Below are 18135 nucleotides of genomic sequence, written 5' to 3'. Positions count from 1 at the left end.
GAGGAAGCATTTGTGGGACAGAAAATTCATCCAGTTGGCTTTCGCCTGGGTATCACACGTGAGCATCAATCCCGTTGGTTTGCAGTTCCTGAGCGCTATCCAGAACTTTTACAAGAAGACCACAAACTTCGGAAATACATAGAACAAAAGCTGGGTAGACTTGCTCAGAACAACGCCGGCATTTCCGAAGTCAGGATTGAGCGCAAAGCCGACCAAATCGACTTAGAAGTACGCACAGCTAGACCTGGTGTAGTTGTGGGTCGTGGTGGACAAGGAATTGAATCACTGCGTCTCGGACTACAAGAACTCCTGGGTAGCAATCGACAAATTCGCATTAACGTAGTCGAAGTCCAAAAAGTTGATGCTGATGCCTCCCTGATTGGCGAATATATTGCTCAACAATTGGAGAGACGGGTTTCCTTTCGGCGGGTAGTAAGACAAGCAATTCAGCGCGCTCAACGTGCTGGTGTCCAAGGTATTAAAATTCAGGTCAGTGGTCGGCTTAACGGTGCAGAAATCGCCCGTACAGAGTGGACTCGTGAAGGTAGAGTACCTCTACATACCTTAAGGGCTGATATTGACTACGCTTACTGCACAGCCAAAACAATTTACGGGATTCTCGGCATCAAAGTATGGGTGTTCAAGGGAGAAATTATCCCCGGACAGGAAGAAACTCCAGCCCCTCCAAGCACCAGGGAGCGCGAGCCTCGTCGCCGTCAGCAACAACGCCGTCGTCAGCAATTTGAAGACCGATCTAATGAAGGATAAATGGGTCAGGCTGGGGATTGGTGAGTGGAAAATAATTTTCCTAATACCCGATCCCTAATACCCGATCCATAATCCCCAGTACCTAATCCCTAGTACCTAGTCATGTTAAGTCCTAGAAGAACTAAATTCCGCAAACAACAGCGCGGACGGATGCAAGGCCTAGCTACCCGTGGCTGCAACATTGATTTTGGTGATTTTGCCCTCCAAGCTCAAGAACCATCTTGGATTACTGCCCGGCAAATTGAGGCTTCTCGTCGAGCAATGACCCGTTATATCCGCCGGGGTGGCCAAATATGGATTCGGATTTTCCCAGATAAACCTATAACCATGCGTCCGGCTGAAACCCGGATGGGTTCAGGTAAAGGTTCTCCAGAGTTTTGGGTGGCTGTAGTTAAGCCAGGACGCATTATGTTTGAAATCGCTGGCGTTTCCGAAGAAATCGCTCGTGAAGCTATGCGTTTGGCTGCTAACAAGTTGCCAATTAAAACTAAATTTATTGTGCGTTCTCAACCACAGGAGCAGGAGTAGGTTATGCCTCTTCCCAAGATTTCAGAAGCTAGAGAATTAAGTGACGATAAATTGGCTGAGGAAATAGTCACCGTAAAAAAACAATTGTTTACGTTGCGTTTACAAAAAGCTACGAGACAATTAGACAAACCTCATCAGTTCCGACACGCCAAACACCGCCTCGCCCAGTTGCTGACTGTCGAGACTGAGCGCAAACGGGCAGCAAGTCAATCGACTACAGAACAACAATAGGAGCTTATGGCAATCAAAGAACGAGTCGGCTTGGTAGTGAGCGACAAAATGCAAAAAACGGTGGTAGTTGCTGTAGAAAACCGCGCTCCCCATCCTAAGTACGGCAAAATTGTAGTTCAAACCCGGCGTTATAAGGTTCACGACGAAGACAGCAAATGCAAAGTTGGCGATCGCGTGCGGATTCAAGAAACTAGACCTTTGAGTAAAACCAAACGCTGGCAAGTCAAAGACATCTTGAATACTAAGGCTACAGTGTAACCCTTGTTACATGATTAAGAACTCCAAAAGGGAGATAAATTGTGATTCAACCCCAGACTTACCTTACTGTCGCAGACAATAGCGGTGCCAAAAAAATTATGTGCATCCGTGTTTTAGGTGGCGGCAACAGACGTTATGGTTTCATCGGCGACAAAATTATCGCCGTTGTCAAAGATGCCATTCCTAACATGGCTGTCAAAAAATCTGATGTAATCGAAGCAGTAATTGTCCGTACCCGTCATAATATTCGCCGGGATAGTGGCATGACTATTCGTTTTGATGATAACGCCGCCGTAATCATCAACAAAGACGGTAATCCCAGAGGTACACGGGTTTTTGGCCCAGTAGCGCGGGAATTACGCGATAAGAGCTTCACCAAAATTGTTTCTCTGGCTCCGGAGGTGCTGTAATGGCAAACCGCAAGGAAAAGCCCAAAGTATTTCATAAGATGCACGTCAAAACTGGTGACACCGTGCAAGTAATTGCAGGTAAAGACAAAGGCAAAGTTGGCGAAGTAGTCAAAGCACTACCCCAACTGAGTAAAATCGTTGTCAAAGGTGTCAACATGAAGACTAAACACGTAAAACCCCAGCAAGAAGGGGAATCAGGGCAGATAGTCACCCAGGAATTTCCTATCCATAGTTCCAACGTGATGCTCTACTCCACCAAGCAAAACGTCACTAGTCGTGTTTGCTACACCTTCACCGCAGAAGGGAAAAAAGTGAGAAAGCTGAAAAAAACCGGTGAAATCCTCGATAACTAAGGAAACAACCGGCAGACGTGCTACTCTAGCTTATTAACTAAGAACTTGGCACACAATACTCAGCATTGCAAAAGCTCCCCTGACAAAGCCCAGGGATAAGGACAAATAACTATGGCGACAACCAGACTCAAAAGTTTATACCAGGAGACCATCGTCCCTAAACTGATTAATCAGTTTGAGTACACTAACGTTCATCAAGTACCGAAGTTAGTGAAAATTACTATTAATCGAGGTTTAGGCGAAGCAGCTCAAAATGCTAAGTCGCTGGAAGCGTCTTTAAATGAAATTGCGCTGATTACTGGACAAAAACCAGTAGTGACGCGGGCGAAAAAAGCGATCGCAGGCTTTAAAATTCGTCAGGGTATGCCAGTTGGTATTATGGTAACCCTCAGAAGCGAACGGATGTACGCTTTTCTAGACAGACTAATTAGCTTATCACTACCCCGAATTAGAGACTTTCGTGGCATTAGTCCTAAAAGTTTTGACGGTCGAGGTAACTATACTCTGGGTGTCAGAGAACAGCTAATTTTTCCAGAAGTCGAGTACGACAGTATCGATCAAATCCGTGGTATGGATATTTCCATCATCACAACAGCGAAAAACGACGAAGAGGGTCGTGCCTTACTAAAAGAAATGGGAATGCCCTTTCGCGATCAATAAGTTCATCTAAAGAGGGAACGATGGCGGCTAACGATACAGTTGCAGATATGCTGACGCGCATCCGCAATGCCAACCTGGCAAGGCATCAAACTACACAAGTGCCAGCCACAAAAATGACTCGTAGTATTGCCAAAGTACTACAAGAGGAAGGCTTTGTTGCTGAAGTTGCAGAAGCAGGAGAAGGAATTAAGCGTAATTTGGTGATTTCCCTCAAATATAAGGGTAGAAATCGTCAGCCTTTAATCACCGCTTTGAAGCGAGTGAGTAAACCAGGCTTGCGCGTTTATTCCAACAGAAAAGAATTACCAAGGGTACTAGGTGGTATCGGCATTGCCATTATTTCTACATCCAGTGGCATCATGACAGACCGGGAAGCCCGTCGTCAAAGCTTGGGTGGCGAAGTACTTTGCTATGTTTGGTAGTCATTAGCCCTTCTCTGCGAGACGCTACGCTCTAAGCGCAGCTATGCCCGTCAGTGCTTTACGGCTACGCTCATGGTAAATCCTTAGCGATCAGGACTGAAGATAAAGGACAAAAAATCATGTCTCGTATTGGTAAACGACCAATTACTATTCCCGCCAAGGTGGAAGTGACAATTGATGGGAGCAAAGTTTTAGTCAAAGGCCCTAAAGGAGAACTTTCTAGAACTTTGTCTACTAATGTAATTGTCTCCCAAGAAGGGGAAATATTAAACGTAACCCGTCGTGATGAGACCCGTGTCTCTAAGCAAATGCACGGTCTAAGCCGTACCTTGGTCGCCAACATGGTTGAGGGCGTATCCCAAGGCTTTCAACGTCGGTTGGAAATTCAAGGTGTTGGTTATCGCGCACAACTTCAAGGTCGTAACCTAGTTTTGAATATTGGTTACAGCCATCAAGTGCATATTGTTCCACCAGACGGGGTTCAGTTTGCTGTAGAAAATAATACTAACGTCATCGTTAGTGGTTATGACAAAGAAATCGTAGGTAACACAGCTGCGAAGATTCGCGCTGTGCGTCCCCCAGAACCCTACAAAGGTAAAGGTATACGTTATGCCGGTGAAGCCGTCAGACGCAAAGCTGGTAAGACCGGTAAGAGTGGTAAGAAGTAACAATGAAACTTACTCGTAAAGAATCAAAACAACGCCGCCATCGGCGCGTTCGCGGTAAAGTCAAAGGCTCTCCAGAACGTCCCCGTTTAGCCGTATTTCGTTCCAACGAACATATTTACGCCCAAGTAATTGATGATACACATCATCAAACTTTAGTAGCAGCCTCCACTGTGGAACCAGAATTGAAATCTAACTTAGCTAAAGGTGCTACCTGTGATGCCTCGGCTCAAGTAGGTAAACTCTTAGCAGTGCGATTGTTAGAAAAAGGAATCACCAAAGTAGTCTTCGATCGCGGTGGTAACTTATATCATGGTCGTGTCAAAGCCTTAGCTGATGCAGCTCGTGAAGCTGGTTTAGATTTCTAAAGTCATTAGTCATTAGCCCTTTGGCTACTCTCCTCGGCTACGAGAGACTCTACGCTTTAAGCGCAGCTATCCTCACGGTAAATCATTGGTCATTAGTCATTGGCTAAGGGCGAAAGACAACTGAACAAAGGACAAAAGACAACTGACTAATAGAGAGCATTAGATTATGGCAACTGGTCGTCGTAAAGCGAACCGCACAAAAAAAGAAGAAACTACCTGGCAAGAGCGAGTCATTCAAATCCGACGCGTGAGCAAAGTTGTTAAGGGAGGTAAAAAACTTAGCTTCCGAGCAATTGTGGTAGTTGGTAATGAACGTGGTCAAGTGGGTGTTGGAGTAGGTAAAGCCTCAGATGTAATTGGTGCCGTTAAAAAAGGCGTAGCCGATGGCAAAAAACATCTGATCGATATTCCTATGACTAAATCCAACTCCATTCCCCATCCTATTGATGGTGTTGGTGGCGGTGCTAAAGTCATGATGCGCCCGGCTTCACCAGGTACTGGGGTAATTGCTGGTGGTGCTGTTCGGACTGTGCTGGAATTGGCAGGAGTTCGTAACATTTTGGCCAAGCAACTTGGTTCCAACAATCCACTCAACAATGCTAGAGCCGCAGTGAATGCTTTATCTACACTACGTACTCTTTCGGAAGTGGCAGAAGATCGGGGTATTCCTATTGAAAAACTCTACATTTAGAATGGTTGGCCATTAACGGTTGTTAGTAAACAGTCAACAGTAAACATTCAATAGTGAACGTGTAAACAATTACTAATTGCATCATGAGACTCAACGATGTTAAACCCCAAAAAGGTTCAAAGAAACGCCGCCGCCGAGTAGCTAGAGGTATTTCGGCTGGTCAAGGTGCTAGTGCTGGTCTAGGTATGAGAGGTCAAAAATCTCGTTCTGGTAGCGGTACCAGACCTGGTTTTGAAGGTGGTCAACAACCTTTGTACCGCCGAGTACCCAAGCTTAAGGGCTTTCCGGTGGTGAATCGGAAAATTTACACTACGATTAATGTAGAGAAACTAGCTTCCCTTCCCGCTAATACAGAAGTCACATTAACCTCCCTGAGAGAGGCGGGAATCCTCACTGCTGCTAAAGGTCCATTGAAAATTTTGGGCAACGGTGAATTGAATGTATCCTTAAAGGTACAAGCAGCAGCTTTTACAGGACAAGCGCGTAGCAAAATTGAGGCAGCTGGTGGTAGTTGCGAAGTCTTATAAGTGAGCCAGAACAGCCCGCTTGCGATTTCTCATAGCTGCCATCACCTGGTTCACTATAGAGGTAGCATTCTATGATCAGTCGAGAAAAAGCCCCAACGGCTCAAGAAACTTTTATGCAGATGGCGCAAGCAGCTGGACTGAGAGGTAGGCTGCTTGTCACCATCGGTATTTTAATTTTGGTTCGTCTAGGTATCTTTTTACCAGTACCAGGCCTTGATAGACCCAAATTCGCCGAAGCAATAGCAGGTAATAATGCTGTCTTTGGTTTATTGGATATATTTTCCGGGCGCGGACTTTCCACTTTGGGAATTTTTGCCTTGGGGATTTTGCCCTTTATTAATGCGTCCATTATTATCCAATTACTGACTGCGGCAATTCCATCTTTAGAAAATTTACAGAAAAATGAAGGTGAAGCGGGTCGGCGGAAGATTTCCCAAATTACACGCTACGTAACTGTAGTGTGGGCGACTATTCAAAGTGTGGCTTTTTCGGCAATCTTCCTCAACCAATTTGCTTTAACTCCAGGTATAGCATTTGTCGCGGAAACTGCGATCGCTTTGACTGCTGGTTCTATGTTTGTCATGTGGGCATCAGAACTAATTACCGAAAGAGGACTTGGTAATGGAGCATCATTGTTGATTTTTGTCAATATTGTAGCTTCGTTGCCTAAAGCTTTAGGCGACACCATTGACTTAGTACAAGTTGGTGGTAGAGAAATTGTTGGTCGGGTCATAGTTCTAATATTGGTCTTCCTAGCAACAATTGTGGGTATTGTCTTTGTTCAAGAAGGCATCCGTCGTATCCCAATTATTTCGGCTCGTCGCCAAGTAGGTCGCAGAGTATTGGCAGAACAACGGAGCTATTTACCCTTGCGGCTCAATTCCGGGGGGGTAATGCCGATTATTTTTGCGGCGGCAATTTTGAGTTTGCCATTATTGATTGCCAATTTCACTAAAAATACTGACATAGCGAACATTGTCAATACTTATCTCAGTCCTGGGGGTTCTGGGGCTTGGGTTTACGCCCTTGTTTACTTAGTCTCAATTGTTTTCTTTAGTTACTTCTACTCTTCGTTGACTGTTAACCCAGTTGATATGGCGCAGAATCTGAAGAAAATGGGATCTAGTATTCCTGGTATTCGTCCCGGAAAAGCTACCAGTGAGTATCTTGAGCGGGTCATTAATCGATTAACCTTTTTAGGGGCGATATTTTTGGGATTTGTGGCTATTATCCCCACTGCTGTAGAAAGTGCTTTAGGAGTACCAACCTTTAGAGGATTAGGTGCTACTTCTTTACTAATCTTGGTTGGTGTGGCAATTGATACGGCTAAACAAGTCCAAACTTATGTGATCTCTCAGCGTTATGAAGGAATGGTGAAACAATAGTGTCAGTGACTCGATTAATTTTCTTGGGGCCACCTGGATCTGGTAAAGGGACTCAATCTCAAATTTTGGCTGAAAACTTGAATATCCCTCATATTTCTACAGGTGAAATATTAAGGCAAGCCATGAAAGACCAAACTTCTTTGGGAATTAAGGCTCAAAGTTATGTCAATAGCGGAGATCTAGTCCCGGACCAGTTAGTACAGGACTTAGTAGAAGAACGCCTAAATCAACCGGATGTAAAATCTGGTTGGATTCTGGATGGTTTTCCTCGCAAAGTCACACAAGCAGTTTTTTTGGAAAAATTGCTGGCTGAAATTAATCAGGGTGGCGAGAGAGCAATTAATCTGGATGCTCCAGATGATGTTGTAGTAGCGCGTTTGCTTGATAGAGGACGCAAAGATGATACCGAAGAGGTAATTCGTCATCGTCTAGAAGTTTACCGTTCTGATACTGCACCATTGATCGATTATTACCGCGATCGCCAGAACTTGCTGACAGTCAATGGCGATCGCTCCCAAGAAGAAGTCACTCACGATTTACGACACATTATTACTTCATAAGCTAAGTAGAGGGAGTCAAAATCACCATTAACTCCTGAATAAAGACGCGATTAATCGCGTCTCTCCCCCATGAAGGTCAGATGTTAACAACTTTTAGCTAAGATATATTAATAAACTGTTGATATATTTTTCAAAATATGTTCTTTTGCAGATAAATTCCTGCAACTGGATAAATAGGAGATTGTTGAATTGAGGAAAAAACAAATTGTCTAAGCAAGATTTGATCGAAATGGAAGGCACTGTCACTGAATCCTTGCCCAATGCGATGTTTCGCGTTGATTTGGACAACGGATTTAATGTCTTGGCACACATTTCTGGTAAGATTCGCCGTAATTACATCAAGATTTTACCTGGCGATCGCGTCAAAGTTGAGTTAACTCCCTACGACCTTTCCAAAGGCAGAATCACCTATAGACTGCGGAAAAAATAGTTATATCCCGAAATCTTACCATAAAACCATTTTTTTGGGTTCTACCCAAAATTTAACTGAATTAATTTCCCTAAAAATGCTATAATTTACTATTTGGAGTCAATTAGAAAAGGCATGAAAGTTCGAGCCTCAGTTAAGAAAATGTGTGAAAAATGTAACGTGATCCGCCGTCGCGGTCGCGTTATGGTGATTTGCGTAAATCCCAAACACAAACAACGTCAAGGCTAACACTCTCACACATCAAAGAGTGAAAACACAGATTAACCACCATTAAAGGCTACAAAGGCATAATTACTTGCCTTTGTCATAGTAACTGCGATAACCATAGGGAGAAATTAATTGTGGCACGTATTTCCGGAGTAGACCTACCACGCGATAAGCGCGTTGAAATTGGTCTGACTTATATTTACGGAATTGGCTTAACAAGGTCTCTGGAAATTTTAGCCGCTACAGGTGTAAACCCAGATACCCGCGTTAAAGACTTAAGTGATGCTGACGTAGCAGCCTTAAGGGGCGAAATCGAAGCCAACTATCAAGTTGAAGGTGACTTACGGCGTTTAGAAGCCATGAGTATCAAACGCTTGGTTGATATCGGCTGCTACCGAGGTCGTCGTCATCGCATGGGCTTACCAGTTAGAGGTCAAAGAACTCGCACCAATGCTAGAACCCGTCGCGGGAGAAGGCAGACAGTGGCTGGTAAGAAGAAAGCTCCAGGCAAATAAACTATCAACACTTGCTCTGACCAGCAAGTTTTACCTGAGATTAACTAAAGAAATATGGCAAGACAACCAACTAAAAAAGGCGGGAGCAAAAAGCAGAAGCGCAACGTACCGAACGGTATGGCCTACATCCAGTCTACTTTCAACAATAGCATTGTCACCATTACCGACCAAAATGGCGATGTGATCTCCTGGGCTAGCGCTGGCTCTAGTGGTTTTAAGGGAGCCAAAAAGGGAACTCCCTTTGCAGCACAAACCGCAGCTGAAAGTGCAGCTCGTCGGGCAATGGATCAAGGGATGCGCCAAATTGAAGTCATGGTAAGTGGCCCCGGAGCAGGTAGAGAAACCGCAATTCGGGCAATTCAAGGAGCAGGTCTGGAAATTACATTGATTCGGGACATCACCCCGATTCCTCACAATGGTTGCCGTCCACCCAAACGCCGCCGAGTTTAAACACAACCTGTTGATTAGCTGGGTATACACACTATTGCTCATGGCTTGAGCAAAGAGAAGCACGTCAGCTCTTCCAGTAGGGAGGGCTGCTAAACTTCAGAAAAAATCCAAATAAATAATGATTTCTCCTGAAAAGGGTGATCAAACCAGACTGCTATAAAAAGCAGTTAAATCTACCTAGTGAAAACTAGGGAAAAAAAGTAAATTGGGGAGGCAATTGATTTGCCTGCTAGCAGCACCTTAAAGAAGGGAGGCTAATCCGTGGCGCAGTTTCAAATTGAATGTGTAGAGTCTAATACTGAGGAAAGTCGGAGCCATTATAGTAAATTTGTGCTGGAGCCTCTAGAGCGTGGTCAAGGAACAACAGTTGGCAACGCGCTGCGGCGGGTTTTACTGTCGAATCTAGAGGGAACAGCCGTTACAGCAGTGAGAATTGCTGGTGTCAGTCACGAGTTTGCTACAGTTCCGGGTGTGCGAGAAGACGTGTTGGAAATCCTCATGAAAATGAAGGAAGTCATCCTCAGAAGCCACTCTTCTCAACCCCAGATTGGGAGATTACTTGTGAATGGACCAGCAACAGTTACTGTGGCTCATTTCGATTTACCCAGTGAAGTAGAAGTTATAGACCAAACCCAGTATGTTGCTACCCTAGCTGAGGGTGGCAAGCTGGAAATGGAATTTCGGATTGAGAAAGGCAAAGGTTATCGCACAGTAGAGAGAGGCCGGGAAGAAGCTACTTCCTTGGACTTTCTGCAAATTGACTCGGTATTTATGCCTGTCAGAAAAGTTAACTACAGTGTGGAAGAAGCTCGTGGGGAAACCTCAATTACCAAAGACAGACTGCTGTTAGAAGTTTGGACAAATGGGAGTATTTCCCCCCAAGAAGCTCTATCATCAGCAGCTGGTATCCTGGTAGAGCTATTCAATCCATTGAAAGATATTTCACTGGAACCAACGGAAACAGGCGCGGAAGTCCCAGACGATCCCACCGCCCAAATTCCGATTGAAGAGTTACAACTTTCTGTCCGGGCTTATAACTGTCTCAAACGCGCACAAGTTAACTCTGTAGCCGATTTATTAGATTTCACTCAAGAAGACTTGTTAGAAATTAAAAACTTTGGTCAGAAGTCAGCAGAAGAGGTTGTCGAAGCCTTACAGCGCCGCTTAGGTATTACTCTGCCCCAAGAAAGAGGCACTAAACACACATAGAGCAACAAACTTTTACTTATTATGCGTCACCGTTGTCGAGTTAAAAAACTCAGTAAACCAGCTGACCAACGTCGCGCTCTGTTACGAGCGTTGACCACAGAGATCATCCGTCATGGTCGGATCACTACAACTTTAATTAGAGCTAAAGTTGTCCGCAGTGAAGTGGATAAAATGATTACCTTAGCTAAAAACGGCTCTTTAGCAGCTCGTCGGGAAGCTCTGGGTTATATCTATGATAAGCAATTAGTTCACGCCTTATTTGAGCAAGCTCCCACTCGGTATGGTAATCGGAATGGCGGTTATACCCGCATTTTGCATACTGTTCCCCGTCGGGGAGATCAGGCGAAAATGGCAATCATCGAACTAGTTTAGGTCATTAGTCATTGATCATTAGTTGATGGCAATGACAATTACCAACAGACAAAATCCGTATGTTAGAAAGTCCCCAGCCTACCGAAACTCATCGAGTCGCCCTGGTAATACAATACTTGGGGACTCATTTTCGCGGCTGGCAAAGACAAAAGCAGCATCGCACGGTTCAAGAAGAAGTTGAGACGGCGATCGCTACCGTTCTCGGTTATCATGTCACTCTACATGGTGCTGGCAGAACTGATTCTGGAGTTCATGCAGCTGCTCAAGTAGCACACTTTGAAGCTACAGGATTCATCCCACCCCACAAGTGGGCATCAATTCTTAACAGCTATTTGCCTCCAGATATCCTAGTCAGAGCTTCAGCTAGTGTTGATGATCATTGGCACGCCCGTTTTAGTGCGGCCTATCGCCGATACCGCTACACGATATACACTGAAGCTAGACCGAACTTGTTCGTTCAACCCTTCAGTTGGCATTATTATTATGCACCCCTGGATGAATGCCTAATCCAAGCGGCTCTCCAACCATTAATGGGAAAGCATCATTTGGCAGCATTTCACCGTGCAGGTTCCAAGCGATCGCATTCTTGGGTAGAGGTGCAAGCAGCAGAATGTCATCGTAGTGGGCCGTTTCTTCATATTGAAATTCAAGCAAATGGATTTTTGTATGGGATGGTAAGACTATTAGTAGGGATGCTGGCACAAGTCGGCTCCGGTAAGCTGACACTTACTAGTTTTACAGAACTCTGGCAATTAGAACATCGGGAAAAAGTCAAACACGCCGCCCCTCCCCAGGGTTTGTGTTTATTAAGAGTAGGCTATCCAGATTTTCCCTTTACTCCAGAGATTTGGTACGAAACCCTACCGAAATTGGTCTTTCCCACACAAACTCCAGAGGAATATCCTCCACTAGATAACCTTGATCTCAATTACACACCACCCTTGTAAAACAAAACTCTCATGACAACAAAAACATACCTACCTCCTCAAGCAACTCTTGAGCGTGAGTGGTACGTAGTAGATGCTACAGATAAACGCCTTGGCCGCTTGGCTACTGAAATCGCCATGATTCTCAGAGGCAAAAAGAAAGCTGAATTTACCCCCCACATGGACACAGGTGACTTTGTAATTGTCATCAATGCCGAAAAGGTGGCAGTTACAGGTAAAAAACGTAGTCAAAAACTTTACCGTCGCCATTCTGGCCGTCCCGGTGGAATGAAGACAGAAACCTTTGCCAAACTACAACAGCGCCTACCAGAACGGATATTAGAACACGCCGTCAAAGGAATGCTACCTAAAAATAGTCTGGGTAAGCAGTTATTTACCAAACTCAAAGTTTATGCAGGGCCGACTCATCCCCATGAAGCCCAAAAACCGAAAGAACTAAACATTAATACAATTCCAGGAGCAGAAAATTAATGGTAGTAGCAGAAAGCAATAGCGGTCGCGCCGTGTACTGGGGTACTGGTCGTCGCAAGTCCGCAGTCGCAAGGGTAAGATTGGTTCCCGGTGAAGGTAAATTGACTGTCAATGGGAAAGATGGAGAATTGTATTTTCAATTCAATGCCAATTACCTGGGAGTTATTAGAAACCCTCTAGAAACTCTGGGACTAGAAAACGAATATGACATTTTAGTCAAAGCAGAAGGCGGCGGCTTGACAGGACAAGCTGATTCTATCCGTTTAGGAGTAGCTCGCGCCCTGTGTCAACTCGACCCAGATAACCGTCCACCTTTGAAAACCGAGGGCTACTTAACCCGTGATCCTCGTGCCAAAGAACGGAAAAAATATGGTTTGCACAAAGCCCGCAAAGCTCCTCAATACTCCAAACGTTAAGGATATTGGGCTATCAATTTTGGGTTTTGGATTTTAGATAGCAGTCTCATCCAAAATCTGAAACTCCCCAATCCATCCAAAAAGTTATCATTGATATAGATTCACGACGAAAATCATGGCTAAACCCGATATTCATCCCCAATGGTATCCAGAAGCTAAAGTTTACTGTAACGGTCAAGTTGTTATGACCATTGGCTCTACTAAGCCAGAATTACACGTAGATGTTTGGTCTGGAAACCACCCCTTTTATACTGGTACTCAGAAGCTAATTGACACTGAGGGTCGAGTTGAACGCTTCTTGCGTAAATATGGTATGAGCAGCACTCAAGCCGAAGAAACTCAAGAGAAGTAGCGGTTTGGCTCTGCTGTTAACGACGACCCTGCACCTGCTGGGTCGATTGTCATTTTTGGGCGAGCCAAGTTGTTATTTTTAAGGAGCGATCGCATTCGTCATGGCTGAATCATACTTACTAGATAAACTCAAATCTGTTGAACAAACCTTTCATGAATTAACTCGTCGTCTTGCTGATCCTGATACTGCTAGCAATCCTGATGAGTATCAAAAAATCGCCAAGTCTCGCTCATCTTTGGAAGAGGTAGTTAATACCTACGAAACTTGGAAGATTGCTACAGAGGAATTAGCAGGGGCGCGTCAGGTATACAAAGAAGCTAACGCTGATCCAGAGTTGCACGAAATGGCAGCTTTGGAAGTTGCTGAATTAGAAGAAAAACTAGAAAATTTAGAAGCTCGTTTAAAGGTGTTGCTGTTACCTCGTGATCCCAATGATGATAAAAACATCATGTTGGAAATTCGCGCTGGGACTGGCGGTGATGAAGCGAGTATTTGGGCTGGAGATTTACTGCGGATGTACTCTCGCTATGCTGAACTTCAGCATTGGAAAGTCAAGCTAGTAAGTGAGTCAACCGGTGAAATGGGTGGATTTAAAGAAGTAATCCTGGAAATTCAAGGTGACAGTGTATATAGCCAGTTGAAATTTGAAGCCGGAGTACATCGGGTACAGCGTGTACCAGCAACGGAAGCCGGGGGAAGAGTTCATACATCCACAGCTACAGTCGCAATTATGCCAGAAGTGGACGATGTGGAAATTCACATTGACCCCAAGGATATTGAAATGAGTACAGCTCGTTCTGGTGGTGCTGGTGGACAAAACGTCAACAAAGTGGAAACGGCTGCTGACTTGTTCCACAAACCCACTGGTATCCGCATTTTCTGTACAGAAGAACGTAGCCAGTTACAGAACAAAGAACGGGCGATGCAAATTCTGCGGGCGAAACTGTACGAAATCAAATTAAGCGAACAACAAGATGCTGTCACTTCGATGAGGCGATCGCAAGTTGGTACAGGATCACGATCAGAAAAAATCCGGACTTACAACTATAAAGACAACCGCGTTACCGACCACCGACTAGGACAGAATTACTCTCTTAATCCTGTCTTAGAAGGCGACTTAGAGACGGTGATTCAATCTTGTATTTCTCAAGACCAGCAGGAACGTCTAGCAGAATTAGCAACTTCTACTTCTAACTAAATTTTCTTGTTCAACATCTTCAACATCATAGAAAACCGCTACTTGTTTTGTCGCATTTAGTACACACAGGCGGTTTTCTAATGCTATACTTAGTACCTTTTCCATTTCATGCAGATAATCATAATATCTAAATTCGTACTGCATGATGTGATTTAACCTCTTCCATTCCAGAAGAGTGTTACAGCAATCAATTAACTTTTCAACCTCTGTTTGCCAACGCGCAAAAATTCGATAGCTGAAAAAGCTACTGCACACGTTATCTTTTGCATCCCAGTAGGAAATACACACCTGATGCTTGAGACAGCGAATTTTTTTAATTTTCTTAACTTGGTAGCCTTTAACTTTCAGAGCTTCTTCAACTTCTGCGTCTGAAATGTCCCATTGATCTGGTTTAATCTTATTAGAGGCAATGAGGTTTCGACCTTGACGGCGATATTTTTGAACTTTAGGTAGACGGCGGAACATGATGCACCCTTGATTTGATTGGCAGCAACGCTGAAAAGTCCAGTTGCGTACTTATTTTTAGGTTAAAATTAGAATTGATACCTTGTAATTATCTTAAGATACCAGCAACAAGAAATCTTGTCAACATAAAAGTAAGTTTTTAATAATTGCTTACTAAACTTGTAAACACAGTTGGCTAGCTATATAAGCAGTGAAGATTGAAAGCAAAGAAAAACTGGTAGAAATCATCAAATTAGCTCGTGGTTCCATGAGTCAACGAGCCTTTGGCAAACTGTTAGGAGTTTCTGCTACTGCTGTTCAGTTGTGGGAAAAAGGTGCCAATGTGCCAGATACCGACTATTTGGTGAAGATAGCAGCCAGAGCAGGCTATACGCTACAAGAGTTAATCACCTGCTTAAATGGCGAGCCAATCCAAGAAATTTCTGATTTAAATTTGATTTTGAGACAAATCAAGTATATGCCTCTCAGTCAAGTGGCTGAGATTGTGCGCGCTGCGGCGGATAGATTAGCAACTGTGGCTGAAACATCCGAGGATGAGGCGAAGGCTAGTTAATTTGCAGCCGAGTAGCCAGAAGAGAATATGAGCAATTGTTAGTATTTTTGAATTGCTAAAATTCAACTTTATGGATATGGATGAACCTTGTTTGTATGACCAAGACTTCTACGGATGGACACAGCAGCAGGCTAAAGCTTTGGAGCAGAAGCTAGTCCTAGAATTAGACTGGCAAAATCTGCGAGAGGAAATTCAAGCTTTGGGACGACAGGAGTATCGGGAATTAGTCAGTCGTTTGAGTGTGTTAATCGGTCATCTGTTGAAGTGGGAGTATCAACCAGAAGAACGCTCTCGGAGTTGGTTTTTAACAATTCGAGAACAGCGTCGCGCCATCCATCGGCATCTGCGACAGAACCCCAGCTTAAAGTCTCGCATAGAAGCAGCCTTGTTAGATGGTTTTGAAGCAGGAGTTGATTTAGCACTCAGAGAGACTAACTTACCGTTACGCACTTTTCCAGAGCGTTGTCTATATTTATTTGATGATGTGATTGCAGAGAATTTTCTTTGTGATACTCGTCAGGACTGGGAGTAATTCGTAGTTCGTAATTAAAATATTTTTCCCCATTAGTCTTGATTAATATATAACATGGGTATTGCTAAAGGTACTTAGGGCAATTCCCAATTCAACATGGCAGCAGCGACACCTGAAAGTCTGAATAAGTTTGTGAGTTTTTGCCAGCAGCACATCAAGGGACAGGAAAGGAAGGAAGCGCAAACCTTTTTAGACCGCTTTTTTCGGGCTTTTGGGCATGAAGGAGCGCTGGAAGCTGGGGCGAGTTATGAGGAAGCGATAAAAAAGAGCAGCAAGACGGGTAAAACGGGTTTTGCTGATTTGGTTTGGAAACCCCGCGTTTTGATTGAGATGAAAAAGCGCGGGGAGGATTTGAGTAAGCATTATTCCCAGGCTTTTGACTATTGGACGCGGTTAGTACCAGACCGTCCTCGTTATGTTTTGCTGTGCAATTTTGATGAGTTTTGGATTTTTGACTTTGATATTCAGCTAGACACACCTGTAGATAAAATATCCCTGGAGCAACTGCCAGAAAGGGCGGGAGCATTTGCATTTATGGAGTTGGGGAATAAAAACTCCTATTTTCAGTAATAACCAGGTGGAAGTGACAGAACGGGCGGCGCGTCGCATGGGTGAGTTGCTGCTGGAACTGGAAAAGCGGGGAATTGAGAAGTTGACAGCGCAGCGCTTTATTTTGCAATGCGTGCTGGCGATGTTTGCTGAAGATAGGCAACTTTTACCCCGTGATATGTTTATTTCCTGTGTTCAGGATTGCATGGCTGGGGCGAGTTCTTATGATATTTTAGGTGGTTTATTTCGGGAAATGAATCTGCAAGGAAAAACGCCAGCCGGACGTTATCAAGGTGTAGATTATTTCAATGGTGGGTTATTTTCTCACATTCAAGCGATTGAGTTGACAAGGGAAGAATTAAATTTTTTGGATGTATCAGCTAAGGAGAATTGGAGTCAGGTACGTCCGGCTATTTTTGGGAATTTGTTTGAAGGGACGGTAGATAAAAAAGAGCGTCACGCTAAGTGTATTCATTACACCTCAGAAGCGGACATTATGAAAATTGTTCGTCCCACAATTAGCCGTTATTGGGAAGATAGAATTGATGCGGCTGGCTCAATTAAAGAACTCTCTCAACTACAATTAGAATTACAAAGTTATCGCGTACTTGACCCGGCTTGTGGTTCTGGTAATTTTCTCTATATAGCTTATCAGGAACTGAAAAGAATTGAAAATGATCTATTAAAGAAGTTACAACTGCGTCGAAAATCAAAAGATAAACAAATGCTGATGGGTTTGGTGACTCCTCTGCAATTTTATGGAATGGATACGAATCCGTTTGCGGTGGAATTGGCGCGGGTAACTTTGATGATTGCGCGAAAGATTGCGATTGATAATTTACAATTAACTGAGCCGGCGTTACCTTTGGATTCTTTGGATCAGAATATTGTTTGTCAGGATGCGTTATTTAGTGAATGGCCAAAGGCTAATGCAATTATTGGTAATCCGCCATTTTTAGGTGGCAAACATATTAGAATCGCTTTAGGTGATGAATATATAGATAAAGTTTTTCAACATTTTCCTGGTGTTAAAGATTCTATAGATTTTTGTGCTTATTGGTTTCGATTAGCCCACGAACATATTGATGAAAAAGGTAGGGTAGGTTTAGTTGCGACTAACTCAATCAGTCAAGGTAAAAGCAGAGTTGCAACTTTAGACTATATTACTCAAAATGATGGTTATATTCATGAAGCTATTTCTACACAACCTTGGTCTGGTGAAGCTAAGGTTCATGTAAGTATTGTGAATTGGTGTAAGGATAAACCGAAAGAATACTTTTTAGATAATCAGATAGTTGCACAAATTAATTCTGCACTAAAATCTAGTGTTGATGTTTCTCAGGCTGTGCGATTAAAAGCAAACCTCAATAAAGGTTTTCAGGGCGTGATTCCTGTAGGTGAAGGTTTTATAGTGACGGAACAGCAGGTAAATGACTGGATAAAAGCTGATTCAAAGAATAAAGAAGTGCTAAAACTTTTTTCAATGGGTGCGAATTTAGCTAAAAATCCTCATGGAAAGCCTGAAAGATGGATTATTGATTTTAATGATATGAGTATTGAGGATGCTAGTGATTATAAATTACCATTTGCACATACAGCGTTTCCGGCTGTTATGAGGTACAGTAGCAGCAATTAGCAAACCA

General features: G+C 43.7%; 28 protein-coding genes and 1 pseudogene. 28 read left to right on the top strand and 1 reads right to left on the bottom strand.

What is annotated here, in order from left to right; genetic code table 11:
- The first annotated feature begins 12 nt into the window (after positions 1-12).
- The 25 genes from rpsC to prfA all read left to right on the top strand — a co-directional run bounded on the left by rpsC (position 13) and on the right by prfA (position 14393).
- The gene (rpsC, locus tag ACM0OP_RS02395; protein WP_414526784.1) at positions 13-768 is read left to right on the top strand and encodes a 30S ribosomal protein S3; all 756 of its coding nucleotides are present in this window, start codon (positions 13-15) and stop codon (positions 766-768) included.
- 102 nt (positions 769-870) lie between these two features.
- On the top strand, positions 871-1296 hold the full coding sequence (gene rplP, locus ACM0OP_RS02390) for a 50S ribosomal protein L16 (RefSeq protein WP_414526783.1): 426 nt from the start codon (positions 871-873) through the stop codon (positions 1294-1296).
- 3 nt (positions 1297-1299) lie between these two features.
- Positions 1300-1527, top strand: a complete 228-nt coding sequence (gene rpmC / locus ACM0OP_RS02385; RefSeq protein WP_414526782.1) for a 50S ribosomal protein L29 — start codon at positions 1300-1302, stop codon at positions 1525-1527.
- A gap of 6 nt (positions 1528-1533) precedes the next feature.
- Positions 1534-1785, top strand: a complete 252-nt coding sequence (rpsQ, locus tag ACM0OP_RS02380; protein WP_414526781.1) for a 30S ribosomal protein S17 — start codon at positions 1534-1536, stop codon at positions 1783-1785.
- Positions 1786-1826: 41 nt separating this feature from the next.
- Entirely contained in the window at positions 1827-2195 is a 369-nt protein-coding gene (rplN, locus tag ACM0OP_RS02375; RefSeq protein ID WP_323197309.1) for a 50S ribosomal protein L14, read from the top strand.
- Positions 2195-2548 (top strand): 50S ribosomal protein L24, encoded by a 354-nt coding sequence (gene rplX / locus ACM0OP_RS02370; RefSeq protein ID WP_414526780.1) that lies wholly within the window; start codon positions 2195-2197, stop codon positions 2546-2548. The genes rplN and rplX overlap by 1 nt, the downstream gene beginning before the upstream one ends.
- A gap of 111 nt (positions 2549-2659) precedes the next feature.
- A complete protein-coding gene (gene rplE, locus ACM0OP_RS02365) occupies positions 2660-3208 on the top strand; it encodes a 50S ribosomal protein L5 (RefSeq protein WP_414526779.1) in 549 nt (182 codons plus the stop codon).
- A gap of 20 nt (positions 3209-3228) precedes the next feature.
- Positions 3229-3630: a 30S ribosomal protein S8 gene (rpsH, locus tag ACM0OP_RS02360; protein ID WP_414526778.1), complete on the top strand. Its 402-nt coding sequence runs from the start codon at positions 3229-3231 to the stop codon at positions 3628-3630.
- Positions 3631-3749: 119 nt separating this feature from the next.
- Positions 3750-4298: a 50S ribosomal protein L6 gene (gene rplF / locus ACM0OP_RS02355; RefSeq protein ID WP_414526870.1), complete on the top strand. Its 549-nt coding sequence runs from the start codon at positions 3750-3752 to the stop codon at positions 4296-4298.
- A 2-nt stretch (positions 4299-4300) separates the two neighbouring features.
- The gene (gene rplR / locus ACM0OP_RS02350) at positions 4301-4663 is read left to right on the top strand and encodes a 50S ribosomal protein L18 (protein WP_414526777.1); all 363 of its coding nucleotides are present in this window, start codon (positions 4301-4303) and stop codon (positions 4661-4663) included.
- 166 nt (positions 4664-4829) lie between these two features.
- A complete protein-coding gene (gene rpsE / locus ACM0OP_RS02345) occupies positions 4830-5354 on the top strand; it encodes a 30S ribosomal protein S5 (protein WP_414526776.1) in 525 nt (174 codons plus the stop codon).
- 83 nt (positions 5355-5437) lie between these two features.
- Complete coding sequence (rplO, locus tag ACM0OP_RS02340) at positions 5438-5881, top strand: 50S ribosomal protein L15 (RefSeq protein ID WP_323197315.1); 444 nt, start codon at positions 5438-5440, stop codon at positions 5879-5881.
- Between the two features lie 71 nt (positions 5882-5952).
- Entirely contained in the window at positions 5953-7266 is a 1314-nt protein-coding gene (secY, locus tag ACM0OP_RS02335; RefSeq protein WP_414526775.1) for a preprotein translocase subunit SecY, read from the top strand.
- A gap of 5 nt (positions 7267-7271) precedes the next feature.
- Positions 7272-7826: an adenylate kinase gene (locus tag ACM0OP_RS02330; protein WP_414526774.1), complete on the top strand. Its 555-nt coding sequence runs from the start codon at positions 7272-7274 to the stop codon at positions 7824-7826.
- 205 nt (positions 7827-8031) lie between these two features.
- On the top strand, positions 8032-8256 hold the full coding sequence (gene infA / locus ACM0OP_RS02325) for a translation initiation factor IF-1 (RefSeq protein WP_006196724.1): 225 nt from the start codon (positions 8032-8034) through the stop codon (positions 8254-8256).
- A gap of 114 nt (positions 8257-8370) precedes the next feature.
- Complete coding sequence (gene rpmJ, locus ACM0OP_RS02320) at positions 8371-8484, top strand: 50S ribosomal protein L36 (RefSeq protein WP_006196723.1); 114 nt, start codon at positions 8371-8373, stop codon at positions 8482-8484.
- 113 nt (positions 8485-8597) lie between these two features.
- Entirely contained in the window at positions 8598-8978 is a 381-nt protein-coding gene (rpsM, locus tag ACM0OP_RS02315) for a 30S ribosomal protein S13 (protein WP_414526773.1), read from the top strand.
- A gap of 54 nt (positions 8979-9032) precedes the next feature.
- Positions 9033-9428, top strand: a complete 396-nt coding sequence (gene rpsK / locus ACM0OP_RS02310) for a 30S ribosomal protein S11 (RefSeq protein WP_006196721.1) — start codon at positions 9033-9035, stop codon at positions 9426-9428.
- A gap of 261 nt (positions 9429-9689) precedes the next feature.
- Positions 9690-10637 (top strand): DNA-directed RNA polymerase subunit alpha, encoded by a 948-nt coding sequence (locus tag ACM0OP_RS02305; protein WP_414526772.1) that lies wholly within the window; start codon positions 9690-9692, stop codon positions 10635-10637.
- 21 nt (positions 10638-10658) lie between these two features.
- Positions 10659-11009, top strand: coding sequence for a 50S ribosomal protein L17 (gene rplQ / locus ACM0OP_RS02300; RefSeq protein ID WP_414526771.1), 351 nt, complete (start codon positions 10659-10661; stop codon positions 11007-11009).
- A gap of 59 nt (positions 11010-11068) precedes the next feature.
- Complete coding sequence (gene truA / locus ACM0OP_RS02295) at positions 11069-11956, top strand: tRNA pseudouridine(38-40) synthase TruA (protein ID WP_414526770.1); 888 nt, start codon at positions 11069-11071, stop codon at positions 11954-11956.
- 12 nt (positions 11957-11968) lie between these two features.
- The gene (rplM, locus tag ACM0OP_RS02290) at positions 11969-12427 is read left to right on the top strand and encodes a 50S ribosomal protein L13 (RefSeq protein WP_414526769.1); all 459 of its coding nucleotides are present in this window, start codon (positions 11969-11971) and stop codon (positions 12425-12427) included.
- Positions 12427-12843: a 30S ribosomal protein S9 gene (rpsI, locus tag ACM0OP_RS02285; RefSeq protein WP_323215174.1), complete on the top strand. Its 417-nt coding sequence runs from the start codon at positions 12427-12429 to the stop codon at positions 12841-12843. The genes rplM and rpsI overlap by 1 nt, the downstream gene beginning before the upstream one ends.
- A gap of 115 nt (positions 12844-12958) precedes the next feature.
- Positions 12959-13195: a 50S ribosomal protein L31 gene (gene rpmE, locus ACM0OP_RS02280; protein WP_414526768.1), complete on the top strand. Its 237-nt coding sequence runs from the start codon at positions 12959-12961 to the stop codon at positions 13193-13195.
- Between the two features lie 100 nt (positions 13196-13295).
- Positions 13296-14393 (top strand): peptide chain release factor 1, encoded by a 1098-nt coding sequence (gene prfA, locus ACM0OP_RS02275; RefSeq protein WP_414526767.1) that lies wholly within the window; start codon positions 13296-13298, stop codon positions 14391-14393.
- Here the strand turns inward: prfA and ACM0OP_RS02270 are convergent.
- The gene (locus ACM0OP_RS02270) at positions 14370-14858 is read right to left on the bottom strand and encodes a hypothetical protein (RefSeq protein ID WP_414526766.1); all 489 of its coding nucleotides are present in this window, start codon (positions 14856-14858) and stop codon (positions 14370-14372) included. The two genes, prfA and ACM0OP_RS02270, sit on opposite strands and share 24 nt — an antisense overlap.
- Before the next feature lie 190 nt (positions 14859-15048).
- Between ACM0OP_RS02270 and ACM0OP_RS02265 the strand changes: the two genes are divergently transcribed.
- From ACM0OP_RS02265 to ACM0OP_RS02255, 3 genes and pseudogenes are all read left to right on the top strand, one after another.
- Positions 15049-15411 (top strand): helix-turn-helix domain-containing protein, encoded by a 363-nt coding sequence (locus ACM0OP_RS02265; protein WP_414526765.1) that lies wholly within the window; start codon positions 15049-15051, stop codon positions 15409-15411.
- Between the two features lie 76 nt (positions 15412-15487).
- Positions 15488-15943: a DUF29 domain-containing protein gene (locus ACM0OP_RS02260; protein WP_414526869.1), complete on the top strand. Its 456-nt coding sequence runs from the start codon at positions 15488-15490 to the stop codon at positions 15941-15943.
- Positions 15944-16039: 96 nt separating this feature from the next.
- Positions 16040-18086 (top strand): annotated as a pseudogene (locus ACM0OP_RS02255) (DNA methyltransferase); the annotation flags it as partial.
- Positions 18087-18135: the final 49 nt, after the last annotated feature.

Source organism: Nodularia chucula CCY0103 (genome assembly GCF_963923915.1).
Classification (GTDB): Bacteria; Cyanobacteriota; Cyanobacteriia; order Cyanobacteriales; family Nostocaceae; genus Nodularia; species Nodularia chucula.
This window is presented reverse-complemented; position numbering and strand designations above follow the sequence as displayed.

Excerpts from the sequence above, each read along its gene's own strand:
- prfA (WP_414526767.1), top strand. The coding sequence starts at position 13,296 with ATGGCTGAATCATACTTACTAGATAAACTCAAATCTGTTGAACAAACC.
- rpsE (WP_414526776.1), top strand. The coding sequence starts at position 4,830 with ATGGCAACTGGTCGTCGTAAAGCGAACCGCACAAAAAAAGAAGAAACT.
- ACM0OP_RS02260 (WP_414526869.1), top strand. The coding sequence starts at position 15,488 with ATGGATGAACCTTGTTTGTATGACCAAGACTTCTACGGATGGACACAG.
- rpsH (WP_414526778.1), top strand. The coding sequence starts at position 3,229 with ATGGCGGCTAACGATACAGTTGCAGATATGCTGACGCGCATCCGCAAT.
- rpsQ (WP_414526781.1), top strand. The coding sequence starts at position 1,534 with ATGGCAATCAAAGAACGAGTCGGCTTGGTAGTGAGCGACAAAATGCAA.
- rplQ (WP_414526771.1), top strand. The coding sequence starts at position 10,659 with ATGCGTCACCGTTGTCGAGTTAAAAAACTCAGTAAACCAGCTGACCAA.
- rpsI (WP_323215174.1), top strand. The coding sequence starts at position 12,427 with ATGGTAGTAGCAGAAAGCAATAGCGGTCGCGCCGTGTACTGGGGTACT.
- rpsK (WP_006196721.1), top strand. The coding sequence starts at position 9,033 with ATGGCAAGACAACCAACTAAAAAAGGCGGGAGCAAAAAGCAGAAGCGC.
- truA (WP_414526770.1), top strand. The coding sequence starts at position 11,069 with ATGTTAGAAAGTCCCCAGCCTACCGAAACTCATCGAGTCGCCCTGGTA.
- rplP (WP_414526783.1), top strand. The coding sequence starts at position 871 with ATGTTAAGTCCTAGAAGAACTAAATTCCGCAAACAACAGCGCGGACGG.
- rpmC (WP_414526782.1), top strand. The coding sequence starts at position 1,300 with ATGCCTCTTCCCAAGATTTCAGAAGCTAGAGAATTAAGTGACGATAAA.
- rplO (WP_323197315.1), top strand. The coding sequence starts at position 5,438 with ATGAGACTCAACGATGTTAAACCCCAAAAAGGTTCAAAGAAACGCCGC.
- rplF (WP_414526870.1), top strand. The coding sequence starts at position 3,750 with ATGTCTCGTATTGGTAAACGACCAATTACTATTCCCGCCAAGGTGGAA.
- ACM0OP_RS02270 (WP_414526766.1), bottom strand. The coding sequence starts at position 14,858 with ATGTTCCGCCGTCTACCTAAAGTTCAAAAATATCGCCGTCAAGGTCGA.
- rplM (WP_414526769.1), top strand. The coding sequence starts at position 11,969 with ATGACAACAAAAACATACCTACCTCCTCAAGCAACTCTTGAGCGTGAG.
- rplR (WP_414526777.1), top strand. The coding sequence starts at position 4,301 with ATGAAACTTACTCGTAAAGAATCAAAACAACGCCGCCATCGGCGCGTT.
- rpmE (WP_414526768.1), top strand. The coding sequence starts at position 12,959 with ATGGCTAAACCCGATATTCATCCCCAATGGTATCCAGAAGCTAAAGTT.
- rpmJ (WP_006196723.1), top strand. The coding sequence starts at position 8,371 with ATGAAAGTTCGAGCCTCAGTTAAGAAAATGTGTGAAAAATGTAACGTG.
- secY (WP_414526775.1), top strand. The coding sequence starts at position 5,953 with ATGATCAGTCGAGAAAAAGCCCCAACGGCTCAAGAAACTTTTATGCAG.
- rplX (WP_414526780.1), top strand. The coding sequence starts at position 2,195 with ATGGCAAACCGCAAGGAAAAGCCCAAAGTATTTCATAAGATGCACGTC.
- rplE (WP_414526779.1), top strand. The coding sequence starts at position 2,660 with ATGGCGACAACCAGACTCAAAAGTTTATACCAGGAGACCATCGTCCCT.